General features: G+C 50.9%; 10 protein-coding genes. 4 read left to right on the forward strand and 6 right to left on the reverse strand.

Features of this window, described 5'->3' with window-relative positions; translation table 11 throughout:
• Window positions 1–87 precede the first annotated feature (87 nt).
• The 4 genes from P2H89_RS11355 (at window position 88) to P2H89_RS11370 (ending at window position 4,896) form a co-directional block, all read left to right on the forward strand.
• Entirely contained in the window at window positions 88–2,025 is a 1,938-nt protein-coding gene (locus P2H89_RS11355) for an IPT/TIG domain-containing protein (protein ID WP_275826860.1), read from the forward strand.
• Window positions 2,026–2,109: 84 nt separating this feature from the next.
• The gene (locus tag P2H89_RS11360) at window positions 2,110–2,535 is read left to right on the forward strand and encodes a DUF3828 domain-containing protein (RefSeq protein WP_275826861.1); all 426 of its coding nucleotides are present in this window, start codon (window positions 2,110–2,112) and stop codon (window positions 2,533–2,535) included.
• Window positions 2,536–2,695: 160 nt separating this feature from the next.
• Window positions 2,696–3,985 (forward strand): sugar MFS transporter, encoded by a 1,290-nt coding sequence (locus P2H89_RS11365; RefSeq protein ID WP_275826862.1) that lies wholly within the window; start codon window positions 2,696–2,698, stop codon window positions 3,983–3,985.
• A gap of 140 nt (window positions 3,986–4,125) precedes the next feature.
• Entirely contained in the window at window positions 4,126–4,896 is a 771-nt protein-coding gene (locus P2H89_RS11370) for a hypothetical protein (protein WP_275826863.1), read from the forward strand.
• Window positions 4,897–4,972: 76 nt separating this feature from the next.
• Here the strand turns inward: P2H89_RS11370 and P2H89_RS11375 are convergent, their stop codons facing one another.
• The 6 genes from P2H89_RS11375 to P2H89_RS11400 all read right to left on the reverse strand — a co-directional run bounded on the left by P2H89_RS11375 (window position 4,973) and on the right by P2H89_RS11400 (window position 12,898).
• The gene (locus tag P2H89_RS11375) at window positions 4,973–5,443 is read right to left on the reverse strand and encodes a hypothetical protein (protein ID WP_275826864.1); all 471 of its coding nucleotides are present in this window, start codon (window positions 5,441–5,443) and stop codon (window positions 4,973–4,975) included.
• Window positions 5,444–5,623: 180 nt separating this feature from the next.
• Entirely contained in the window at window positions 5,624–6,403 is a 780-nt protein-coding gene (locus P2H89_RS11380; RefSeq protein WP_275826865.1) for a hypothetical protein, read from the reverse strand.
• 18 nt (window positions 6,404–6,421) lie between these two features.
• Entirely contained in the window at window positions 6,422–8,482 is a 2,061-nt protein-coding gene (locus P2H89_RS11385) for a M64 family metallopeptidase (protein ID WP_275826866.1), read from the reverse strand.
• Window positions 8,483–8,827: 345 nt separating this feature from the next.
• A complete protein-coding gene (locus tag P2H89_RS11390) occupies window positions 8,828–10,174 on the reverse strand; it encodes an ectonucleotide pyrophosphatase/phosphodiesterase (protein ID WP_275826867.1) in 1,347 nt (448 codons plus the stop codon).
• Window positions 10,175–10,277: 103 nt separating this feature from the next.
• Window positions 10,278–11,573 carry an MFS transporter gene (locus P2H89_RS11395; RefSeq protein WP_275826868.1) on the reverse strand — a complete coding sequence of 432 codons (1,296 nt, stop codon included), beginning with the start codon at window positions 11,571–11,573 and terminating at the stop codon, window positions 10,278–10,280.
• Between the two features lie 161 nt (window positions 11,574–11,734).
• The gene (locus tag P2H89_RS11400) at window positions 11,735–12,898 is read right to left on the reverse strand and encodes a glutamate decarboxylase (protein ID WP_275826869.1); all 1,164 of its coding nucleotides are present in this window, start codon (window positions 12,896–12,898) and stop codon (window positions 11,735–11,737) included.
• Window positions 12,899–12,900 lie beyond the last annotated feature (2 nt).

The raw sequence follows: 12,900 nt of genomic DNA on the forward strand, positions 1-12,900 counted from the left end.
CCAAAACAATATTCATTTGCGGAAAGGATAGTACCGACAATGTCGATGACTATTTTTTATTTGAACCAATTCAAAATCCCACTACTAATGAAGAACCAGCAACGAGTTTTAGCGATGGTTGCAATACCTGTTCTTGCACTAACGGCAATTATAGGGTGCAACAAAAAAGACAAGACAGCTCCGGACGCTGTTCCGACACCACCCGTCATAACGAGCTTCACACCCACAGAAGCACAGGTAGGTACCACTGTCATCATCACCGGTCAGCATTTTTCAGATGACAAATCCAAAAACACCGTAAAATTCAATGGTATTACTGCCGAAGTTTCCAAGGCTACCACCACAGAACTTTCCGTTACCGTGCCGGAAGAGGCGTTAACGGGCCGGATCACGGTGAAGGTTGGCGACAGCACCGCCACGTCCCTCACCGACTTCAAGGTAAACCCAACAGCTCCTTCCATCACAAACATCAGCCCTACACATGGCAAACCGGGCATCGAGGTTACCATCACCGGCACCCGCTTTGCGAACGATAGCAAGGTGTATTTTGGAAGCGCACAGGCCACCGAAGTCACTTTTGTAAGTGCAACCAGCCTCAAAGCCAAAGTACCTGAAGCTGCATTGAACGGAAAGCTGAAGGTAACGGCCGGCAGCCTGGAAACGATCAGTGTACCTGACTTTTGGGTTAAACCTACCATTACCGGCTTTACACCTGCCAAAGCGAAAGAAGGAGAAGTGATTACCATTACGGGCACCAATTTCTCCGACGACAAAACACTCGACACAGTTTGGTTTGGCAATATCAAAACATCCGATATCGTAGAAGCCACCACTACCACTATTCGTGTAAAAGTGCCTTCCTTCAGCGGTAATGCAACCATCGCCGTGATGCTGAAAGACAGTACCCAAAGCCCTACCCCTTTTAGTATGTTGCCCAACATCACGTCTTATACACCTGGCTTCGGGGCCCGATCGACCCTCGTTACCATCAACGGCAAGAACTTTTCGTCGGATGCCACCGTAACGCTCAATGGCACAGTAGTACCCATTGAAGCTGGCCGTACTTCCACTTCCCTCCAATTCAAAGTTCCTGCAGATGGGATCGGAGGCAACATCGTGCTGAAACAAGCAGGCACCGATCACCTTATCGGCTCCTTCGAAGTAACCAATATCTGGGTACCCATTTCAGCAAAACACGGAGGTTATTATGTCGATGGCATGTCATTCGTTTACAACAACAAAATATACATAGGCCTTGGTCGAAATGGCAGCGGCAACCTGAACAATGGCTTTCAGATCTTTGACCCATCCACAAAGACATGGTCACCGGGCGCTACATTGCCAGGCTTTGTCAACGCAAGGGCATTGCCATCGTTTACCATGTTGAACAACAAAGTATACATCGGCCAGGGCAATGCCTCATCCGGTGCCCGCAATGACTGGTGGGAATATGACCCGTCTGTACCCGGCGATGCAGCCTGGATCAGCAAAACGTACTTCCCAGTTGCCGGCTATGGTGGCGTTGGGTTCACGATCAACAACAGGGTGTACAATGGGAACTTCTACCATGGATCGGGTATTTATGAATACATAACTGCCACCAACACCTGGTCATTGTCGGTAGCCCGCGACTATACCGTGCAGAGTGCCCTGTACAGTACTTATTTTGTGCTGAACAACAAGTGTTACATCGGGGGTGGTCTTACCTCAGGATTGGGTTATACCCAAAAAATGTACGTTTTTGATCCGGCAAACGCTTCACTGGGTGTTAAAGAACTTACCGGCGTAAGTATGCCATTCACAGTACAAAGCAGCGCCAGTACGTTCGTAATGAATGGTAAAGCCTATGCCCTTATGCAGGCGTATATGTATGAATTCGATCCTGCAGCCGCACCAGCTTCCGCCTGGAAAACAATTACCACCACGCCCGAAAGTATCCCTGAAAGCAGCGCTGCTGTCATAGGAGGCATTGCTTACTGCTGGGGTCCGGATGGCATCGTATATAAATACATTCCTAATCGATAATATATTCAATTCTTACATTTCAACGCAGGCGTCCCGGTATTCCGGGATGCCTGCGTTAATTTTATCAGCTAAAGAATATCTAACATGAAAAAGAGTATACTGACCGCAGCCCTTGCCGTAGTCATTCTATCGATGGGAAATAGTTGTCAATCGAAGAAAAAACCACCCGAAGACGAAGCCAAACAATGGCTGAAACAGTTTTACACCGATTATATTACAGCCTGCTCTAAAGGCGCCTCCAATGAGGAGATGGCTGTCATTGAAAAGAAGTATTGCACGGCCGCCCTTATCAAAGAGATCAAGTCCGATGAAGAAATGGATGTCAACCCTTACCTGAACGCACAGGACTGCGATACCAGTACCCTGAAGACCCTGCAGGTGGAAAAGGTACCGCAACAGAAAGATCAGTACAAGGTCTCGTACAAATGGTCGCCCGATGGAGTAGCAACAACCATTCATGTAACGCTGGTGCGGCAGCAGAACGAATACAAAATCAATAAGCTACAATAAATCTTTTAGCGTCCCGCCCCGCCAATTGGCAGGGCGGATGCCTGGGGCGCAATCGTTTGTTTCCCTTTCCTGGATTTTGCGCAACCGATTGGACAGCCTGGTCACCATATCCCCTGCCGTGTTATCGCTATCTTCATAGCGAACCATCATCAACGGCAATATGACAAAGACATCCGGCAACCGCAGCGCCATGATCATCATCGGGATCCTGTTCTTCGTATTCGGCTTTGTAACCTGGCTGAACGGCACCCTGATTCCTTTTCTTAAATTAACCTGTCAGCTGGAAACGGTAACGGAAGCGTTTTTCGTCACGTTTGCTTTTTACATGGCCTACTTCTTCCTGGCTATACCATCGGCCCGTATACTGCAAGGCACGGGGTTTAAAAACGGTATGGCACTCGGTCTGCTCATCATGGCTGCCGGATCACTGATATTTATACCAGCTGCGCAAACCAGGAACTTCGCCTTATTCCTGACCGGCTTATTTGTACAAGGTACCGGTCTGGCTCTGTTACAAACAGCCTCCAATCCCTATATCAGTATCATTGGGCCTATTGAAAGCGCCGCCCAGCGCATCAGCATCATGGGTATTTGTAACAAGGGAGCAGGAGCACTTAGTCCGCTCATTCTTGGCGCACTGATCCTGGGCAATGCCGGAGAGCTGGAGAAGAAAATAAACGAAACCACTGATGCAGCTGCCAAAGCAACCATGCTCGATGAGCTGGCAGGCCGTGTCATTGGCCCTTATATCGTGATGGCCGTTATACTGGCCATACTGGCATTCCTGGTAAGGAGAAGCAACCTGCCCAATATCGATACATCGAAGAGCAGCGAAGAGGCAGTGGCCACCGCAGATCAGCATAAGAGCATATTCCAGTTCCCGCATCTCTGGCTCGGCGTACTTTGTTTGTTCTTATACGTTGGTGTAGAGGTGATGGCAGGCGACGCGATCGGTGTATTTGGCAATGCCGCAGGCATCAGCCTCGATACGACACGCTATTTCACGACATTCACGCTCATCGCTATGTTGGTGGGTTATGTTATCGGCATCTTTACTATTCCAAAATATATCAGTCAGCAAAACGCTTTGAAGATATCGGCCCTTACAGGCATCGCATTCAGCCTCGGCATCTACCTCAGCAGCGGCTATGTAGCCATCGTATTTATTGCACTGCTGGGGTTATCCAACGCCTTGATGTGGCCTGCCATCTTTCCGCTGGCCATTAAAGGGCTGGGCCGGCATACACAGATGGGATCGGCCCTGCTGGTAATGGGCATTGCCGGAGGCGCGATCCTGCCACTGCTGTACGGCTTTTTGAAAGACAGCTGGCATATTCCCAATGCAACTGCCTTTACATTATGTACCCTCCCCTGCTACCTCTACATATGCTATTATGCAATTAAAGGGCATAAAGCGGGCGAAACGACCGGTCAGCTGGCAACGGCCTGATCCAAGACCATACGATCACCGTTAACATTGTCCTAATTATGGCCCGTTAAAACGCGCCATCCTCCAAATAGGCGGATGACAGCTATTGCTAAACGCCTAAAAGGAAATAAGTTTGTAGCACACCTAAACCGGAAAGCTACATGATCCGTTTCCAGTTAGCAATATTGCTGCTTTTATCCGTCAACCTCCAGGCCAGGCAGGCTGAACCTTTCGACACAACGCTGATCAACGCAAAGTCGAAACTGATTGGCTGGACGAGGATCGAAAACACCAGAGACAAAGTAAGCTTCATCCTCGACCAGCCCGAAGACATCAAAAAGGTAATGCCGCTCCTCACAAGTGGCCCCGAGGTCAACCTCCGGTTAACACACGAACCGTATTACATCAGCCTGGTTCAAAACAACCGGGAAATAAGGGTTTGGAAGGTCAACATCCCGGGCAACCGCATCATGAGTAACAACAACTGTTACTGGTTCGATGCCAGTATCATCTCCAAACTGGCCAAAGAAAATCCCTTCCGCTTCAAAAGCGAAAAGAAGATCTTCATCACCAATGGCGATGCCCAGGAATTCCTGCGGAAAGAATCGCTGAACCGCAATTTTCTGTTCGCCAGGATCCCGTCGGGTCTCTATGAAGGGATCTTTGACATACCGGTACCCCGCAACGTACAATACAAACATCCCGACACCATAGCCAATTATTTGCGAACGCAGATAGAAAGGATCGTGCCACAGGGCGCTTATGACTTTTACGATTTTCAGCGGTCGAGGGACCCCCAAAGCAAGATCCAATACATCATCACGATCTGCGGCAGCCGGGAACTTTTTGATAAACTCGACGCGGGCGACCTCACCAAAGAGAACTGGAAGTCGCTGACGGAGCCCTCCTATTTTTACTACCGTAAGTATTAAAGTTGCCGTATAGAGCACACCAGCCTGCACGAAGTGATGAGCCGATCATCCTGTGCCAACTGGCCTGCACCAGCTGCTACCAGCGCCGGCGATAAAGGCCTGTCATTCCCCATAGTCCCGCGATCATCGCTAGCGCCAGGGGTACAGCCAGGCACAGATACAGGGCAAAATACCTTGAATGGAACAGGTACCCTTTTTCTGTGCGCGCCAGGAACCAATAGCCCGCCGCCAAAATAAAGGCGGCAATCAGCCAGAGGCCCGGCACTACCACTTTCGCCATCGATCTACCGCAACGCAATAAAGCAACAGCCCATAAAGTGATCACCATACCCAATACGCCTGCCAGCAGACCGGAGAGCACCAGTTTTTTGTTGAGGTGATGTATGATGCTTGGATCAAAAGAATTGGGCACAGCCTGCAACTGCCGGTTCATGACATAGCAGCTAAAGCCGATCTGTCCCAGACAGGCTAGTAGAAAAGCGAACAGGAAAACCAGTACCAGTTTGTTCGAAGGATCAATGCCATGCCGGGAATACGTTTGCGCCATAGAGGTATTTGGAGCCATAATACAATGCTATAGGTGTCAGATTATTTGTCACCTGAAAACGAAGGTCATTGCTGCCTTATTTTGGCCCAGGATCAGCAATCGGCCTAACTGACTAATCTGATACACCAAAGCACATTAACAGCGGATCAACTGCCATGGAGCTAAACGCCTGTCATCGCTTTATTTCCCAAAGGCGGCTTTCACCTGGGCACGCACGGCTTTGTCCATTTTGTCGGCCGTAATACCATCGAGCTCGGCCACCACGCGGGTTTCCTTTTCAAACTGCATATGTAAAGGAGAACTGTTCAACTTCAGATCGGGAACATGCTCCTTGAATCGATACAACAGGACCTTTACTTTGGGCAGGTCTTTTTCGGTGATCGCATCACCGGGTATCCTTACATTGAAATCGAAACTCGGCAGAATGGAGATATGGTGGCCAGCGCGCGCCTTATCCTCGGGATGCGGAAAGCTTCGCTGCTCTCCAAAATCGGGCACAGAGGCTATGCTGAGACGTTGCTCGAGCAAGGTAGCTTCGTAGGTCAAACCACCTTGCACAATCCCCTCTTCGCGCAGTAGTTCGCTATCAACCCTTTTGCATGCCTCAACAGTCATTTCCCCATTTTGCACATGCATCCGGAATACCAGGTAGAAATCACCGGCCGTTTTGCGCGTCGCTTTCGGCTTCATGTCGCCCACAGGCGGCGACATCTTTACTTTCTCTTTGGGATCGAAAGCGCCCATCGCCTTGCCCGCCTGGATGTCTTTTTTGGTAGCCTTCGCATCACCCTCTTTCGCAGCACCCATTATCAACGCATTTTTAGCTTGCTTTGGCAAGGGCGCAGCTTGCTTACTGTCGACCGCCTCCATGCGGGGCAGCTTACTATTTTCAATCACCGGATCGGTAGCCTGGGCATCCATGGCCTTGCCAAAAATGCCTTTCGTTGATTTACGTGTCATAGCTTACCTCAATTATTTTTACCAGTTCCTACCATGACGGTAGTTGTGGATCCATTTAAAATAAAGTTTCTGCAGGCTGAGGGTGGGCGTGGCTTTGATCATGCCAAACCAGTTCGTGTTGTGCACAAACAGGTCACGTTTACCGGCGGCTCCCTCAAAGTTACACGGAATAAAGCGGTCTACCCGGCCGAGGTTCCACTCCCCTACCCAGTCCTCTTTCCAGGCGCACGAAAGCGTAGTTCCGTTCGAAGCCATCGTACCCAGGTATTCCGTGCTCCAATCCAGGCAATTGAAGACGAACAGATCTTCCCGGCTATCACCCTTGATGTTGCATACATAATGCTGATCGTTGCGCCGCATTTGCCAGCCTGGTGCATTGCCATCGTAACGGCGCACCATCGACAAAGCCGTACCCGACGAGCTCAGCATGCCCAAATAGGCCATCACCCAGTTCTCGCCATTGAACAAATAGATATCTTTTTTTCCATCGCCGTTAAAATCGGCCACATAGAACTTATCACCTTTTGTCATTTGCCAGCCCGGCAGGTTTTGATCATACCGTTTCACCATACGATAAGCAGTACCGGTACTTTGCAACATACCCAGGTAAGGAAAGGCCCAGTTATCGCCATTAAAAACGAAGAGGTCCTCTTTACCATCACCATTGAAGTCGCCCACATAGAACTTGTCCCCCTTTGTCATTTGCCAGCCCGGCAGGTTTTGATCGTACCGTTTCACCAACGAAAAGCCGGTGCCAGACGAGCGCAGCATGCCGAGGTAGGGAAACACCCAGCTAGTGCCATTGAAAACGATCAGGTCCTTTTTACCATCGCCGTTGAAGTCGGCTACGAAGAACTGGTCGTCTTTTTTGAAATCCCACCCAGGCATTGAATTATCGTAACGGGCAATAAGCCTTAATCCATTGTTGCCATCGTCGGCGAGTAAACCGAGGTATTCCATCACCCAATCGGTGCCATTGAATACAGCCACCTCATCTTTGCCATCGCCATTGAAATCACCAATATAAAAACGGTCGTTGGGCTGAAACTGCCACGAGCCGGGCACGCGTTCTACCGTACTGAACACCACATCCAGCTGCGTACCATTACTGCGATAGATCATGATGGAATTGCCATTGTGCACCAGCAGGTCCGATTTGCCATCGCCATTAAAATCACCCGCATAACATTTCAGGAAATTGCGCCCCGTATAAGTGTGCATCCTGTTTTTCATTTCGGTATAACACACCGGGCAAAACTCCGGCGTATTGCCCCGCATGCGGCAATTGATCACCGGGCGGTACATGCCAGTACTGTTCGTACCCCCGCCTTCAAACAAACCGGCGTCGTGTGCATCACTCCAGCCGGGCGGCTTTACGCCGCCGGTATAACCCGCACAGTTACCTGTACCGGTAGGGACCGGGGTTGCCGGAGCTACGAATTTTTTCCACTTGAGTGTATTGCGATTGGTATTGGTGGTCAGGTTCGCCACGCCTGGCTCGGGGCCCGAGTAAACACGAGAAGTACAATATTCATCGGCCAGGCCTCCGGTGCCGTGGCCAAACTCATGCGCCAGCACCGGCCAGGTCACCCCACGGGGTATGATTTGAAAACCACCACCACCACAGCCGCCATAGTTGGGGTTGTTGAGAATAACAACCACCAGGTCATAGTCCGGTACCCAGGTGGTCAGCGCAGCATTTACCAGCGTACCCGTTGTCGCCGTACCTTCCAGCCAGCAATGCGCCCACGATCCGCTGAAAATATACTTCAGGGCCGTATCGCGCAGCGTGGTACTAATGATCGTATCATCCGAAGCATCGTCGGGCGTACCATGCTCATCATATTGCCGCGTGCTCACCCCCGAGTCATTGGAAATGAGGTTGACGCGGAATACATTGAAAGCCTGCTTGTCTTCGTAAAAATAATCGTGACCGAAAACCCCATCCATCAGCAAGGATTGAACCGTGTCATTGTACAGGGTTTGATCAGCCGCTGCAAACCCATCGCCGAGGATAGCGATATTCAGCTTGGTACCAACCGGTCCAGCTTTTTGGATCTGAGTTACACTGTCTGGCATAAATACAAGTTGTATCCCGGCGATCGCGCATACGTAGACGGATGCCCGGGAGGGTTAAATAATAAGTGTCTTGTAAGCGCAGGGATCCTAAGGAATGAAAATGCAATGCGATAACTAATCAGCAGGCCAGGTAGAGTTTCGGGATTATCTGGTAGGATTCATCAATGGCGTGATACATTAACGTAAGCAAGGTAACATGATCCAGGAGGTAAAACAATACCACTTTAGTAGTACGAAGCGCCGGCAGGTACGATGCCGGCGGGATAAAAGTTGAGCCCTCCGCCTTCCGCAATAGAAAAAGCCGGTCACACAGGACCGGCTTGCATGCAGCGATTGTTGTTTAAATTATTTTATCAGAACGCCATTGAGCAGCAGGCCATCACCTGCAGGCATATCGAACTTGAGCAGTTTGCTGATCAGCGGTGCAATATCGACCAGCCCCATACGAGGTACCACAGCGCCTTTCCTGATATTCTTGCCAAAGGCAACAAAACCCGTCTGTATCTCTTTGAAATCGGGAAAGAAACCATGCGTGCCGCCTTTGCCGGCACGGATCAGTTCGCCGGTAGCTGCACCACTAAAGGTATAACCCTGCTGGCCTGCCAGGGCAAAAGCCGCAGAGCCATCGGCGCCTACAGCGTCCAGTTCTTCGCGCGATTTAATGATAAAGGTATTCCGTTGTGCAGCCGGCAACCCATTCAGCAACTGCAATACTTTTTCTTTGGTTTGCTTGTCATTCTTGTCTCTTAGTTGCAGGAAGGCTGCACCACCCGATTGATGAAAATAGGCCTTCCAGTTCTCCGGCTTCTGCGGATCGTACAAACCCGCCTTCGCCAGCAGTACATTCGGTGCAATGGCATCATGGATGTCAACAAAACCATGATCGCCGGTAACGATGAAAGTCGTTTTATCGGCAATGCCTGCTTTCTGTACCGCTTCGCGGATGGTTTTGATAGCCCGGTCTACGCCTGCGATTGCCGCCCTTACCTTATCGCCATCACGCCCCTGCTCATGCTCGAAGTGATCGACCGTTACCAGGTGCACCGCCAATAGGGAAGGCTTATACTGGCGGATGAGATAAGCGCTCATGCGGGCCAGGTTTTCATCGATGCCCAGGTAGTCGCCATTGAAGTCCAACTCATCCAGTTTACCGGTGGCTTTTTGCTCCAGCTCCTCAAACAAACCGGGCGGATTGGCATGCTCCTGCAAGGCTTTAGCCATCGTACGCTCCTGCCCTTTTTCCTTGGGCAAATACCAATACTCGGGAATATTATAAGTAGCCGGGCCACCTACCGATACGGGCCAGAATACGGAAGCCGTCTTCAATCCTTTCTCTTTGGCTACACTGAACAGCGTGGGCACTTTGATGTTCTCATATTGCCAGATCCAGTTGCCGGTAACACCCAGCGGTTCCGAAGGCGTGTTGTAATAGATGCCATGTTTCAAGGGCTTCACGCCAGAGATCATGGTCGTATGCGAAGGATAGGTAACAGTTGGGAAAACGCCATCCACCCCATCGGCATAAGCGCCTTCTTCCATCACCTGGCGCAGGTGCACCATATTCCACGAAGCATCTTTGTAAAATTCAGGACGAAGACCATCTATGCTGATCAGGATCACATGCTGATCCTGGGCACGGAGCGTGAGCTGGCCCAGGGCAAGCGCAGCAGCAAGGACAAGAGTTTTGTTCATAGTAGTAAGTGTCAGATTGAGTTTTATTCCATAAACCGGGCGCGAATGTACAGGTTAAGGCAGCTGTACGACGCCCCGCAATATGAACTTTACGTTAAGCCCATCAAACTTCTTCATTCAACTTCGACGTCTGCTTCGTATCTTTCATCAGCACGTACACCAACAGCGAAACGCCGATGCAAGCGGTGATATACCAGTAAAACCACGACTCATGCCCACTATCCTTCAACCACAACGCTACATACTCAGCGCTGCCGCCAAAGATGGCCACTGTCAACGCATAAGGCAGGCCAACACCCAGCGCACGCACTTCGGCCGGAAACAGTTCGGCCTTGACCACCGCATTGATACTCGTATAGCCGCTCACGATCAAAAGCGCAGCCATTAGCAACAGGAAGGCAGCGAACAAGGAAGTCGTGGCGCTCAGAGCCGTCAGCAAAGGCACCGTACACAACACGCCCAACACACCAAAGGAGATCAGCAAAGGCCGCCGGCCGATTCGATCGCTCAGTGATCCCAGAAAAGGCTGGAGCAAGGCAAACAACAACAGCGAGATAAATGACAACATGGTACTTTGCTCCTTACTAAGGTGCACCGTGTTCACCAGGAACTTTTGCATGTAGGTGGTGTACGTATAGAAAGCGAGGGTGCCGCCCAGCGTAAGCCCTACAACGGTCAATACAGCCCGCGGATGCTTCAGCAATTCTTTTACCGACCCCTTCTTAACGGATTGATTCGCTTCAGCGATTTCGAATGAAGGCGTTTCCTGCAGACTGCTGCGCAGGTACAGGGCCACTACCGACAGGATGGCGCCGATCACAAAGGGAATGCGCCAGCCCCAGGCATGCAATTGCTCGCTCGTGAGCAGCTTCTGTAAAATGAGTTGGATACCCAAAGCGATCAGCTGACCGCCGATCAGGGTCACGTATTGAAAACTGGAATAAAAACCTCGCCGGTTGCGGGTGGCCATTTCACTGAGGTAAGTAGCCGACACCCCGTACTCGCCGCCCACACTGAGCCCTTGCAGCAACCGCGCCAGCAATAAGATCACCGGAGCCAGGATGCCTATGCTGGCATACGTGGGTGTACAGGCTATGAGCAGGGAGCCCAGCGACATCAGCAATACCGACCAGGTCATGGAGATCTTCCGTCCGCGTTTATCGGCGAGATAGCCAAAGAGCCAACCCCCGATGGGGCGCATTAAAAAACCCAACGCAAACACACCCGCCGTATTCAGCAGCTGCGCTGTGGCATTGCCTTTGGGAAAGAAAGACCCTGAAAAATACAGGGCAAAGGCAGCATAAGCATACCAGTCGTACCATTCCACCAGGTTACCGATAGAGCCGCCAATGATCGCTTTCAGTCTTGTCAGGGAGATCTTTTCAGTGGGTTGCGCCATAAGTCTTCAAAAATAACCCCTGGGCGCAACAACACAAAGGGGCTCCTGGTAAAAACCAGGAGCCCGCCTTAACCTATACTTGTACATAAGAAAAACCTGGTTGAATACAGCTCCACACGTTCACGCCACCCGCAAAATCCTGCAAAGACAAGCGTGCATCATCAGTGATGGAAACCGCCGCCCTCGGCCTGGTTCAAAGGTGAAGTGACCGGATGCTTTTCAAAATGGTCCACACAACGCTTGTAATCCTCGATCAGCATATCGGCCATATCACGGCTAAACCCATGACGGATCAATACTCTTTGCACCACGATATTACTCGCTGAGCCCGTTAAAGGATAAGAAGCGATCTGCCATCCGCGCGAGCGGATCTTATCGGTAATATCATATAAACTAAAAGGATGATCGCCTTGCTTCAACGTCCAGCAGGCGCCGGGCAAACCGCCCCGCCCGTTATACAGGATATCGAAATGCCCCATTTGCGAAATGGCATCGGCGATGTAGGCCGCGTGATCGAGGCAGGCCTGCTGGATCTTCGCATATCCTTCCTTGCCATGCCGCAACAGGTTGTAGTATTGCGCTACGATCTGCCCACCAGGCCGTGAAAAATTAAGCGCAAAGGTGGGCATATCGCCGCCGAGGTAATTCACCCTGAAAACCAGTTCCTCCGGCAGGTCGTGCTTCTCACGCCAAACCACCCACCCAACACCCAGCGGACTCAATCCATATTTATGCCCCGAACAGTTGATCGACTTCACACGGGGTATCCTGAAATCCCACACCAGGTTGGGATCCACAAAAGGAGCAATGAAACCGCCACTGGCAGCATCCACATGAATAGGTATATCCAGTCCTTTTTCCTGCTGCAGTTTATCCAGCGCATCGGCAATGGCTTTCACCGGCTCATAGGTAAGCGTAAACGTGAGGCCGAAGGTGGGCACTACACCAATGGTATTTTCGTCTGCCAGTTCCAAAACCTTTTCGGGTGTTAGCTCCAGCCTGCCATGCTCCATCCCTACTTCGCGCAACTCAACATCGAAATAGCGGGCAAACTTATGCCAGCATACCTGCACGGCGCCGCAGATCAGGTTGGGCTTATCGACCGGCTTGCCTTCTTTCAATCTTTTCAGGCGCCAGCGCCATTTCATGGCGAGGCCGCCCAGCATGGCCGCCTCACTGGAACCGGTGGTGCTGCAGCCGATCGTTTCGGCACTTTCGGGCGAGTTCCACAAGTCGGCGAGTATATGCACGCAACGGTTCTCGATCTCGGCCGTCTGCGGATATTCGTCTTTATCGATCATGTTCTTGTCGAGGCATTCATCCATTA

Source organism: Paraflavitalea sp. CAU 1676, from assembly GCF_029223285.1.
GTDB lineage: Bacteria > Bacteroidota > Bacteroidia > Chitinophagales > Chitinophagaceae > Paraflavitalea.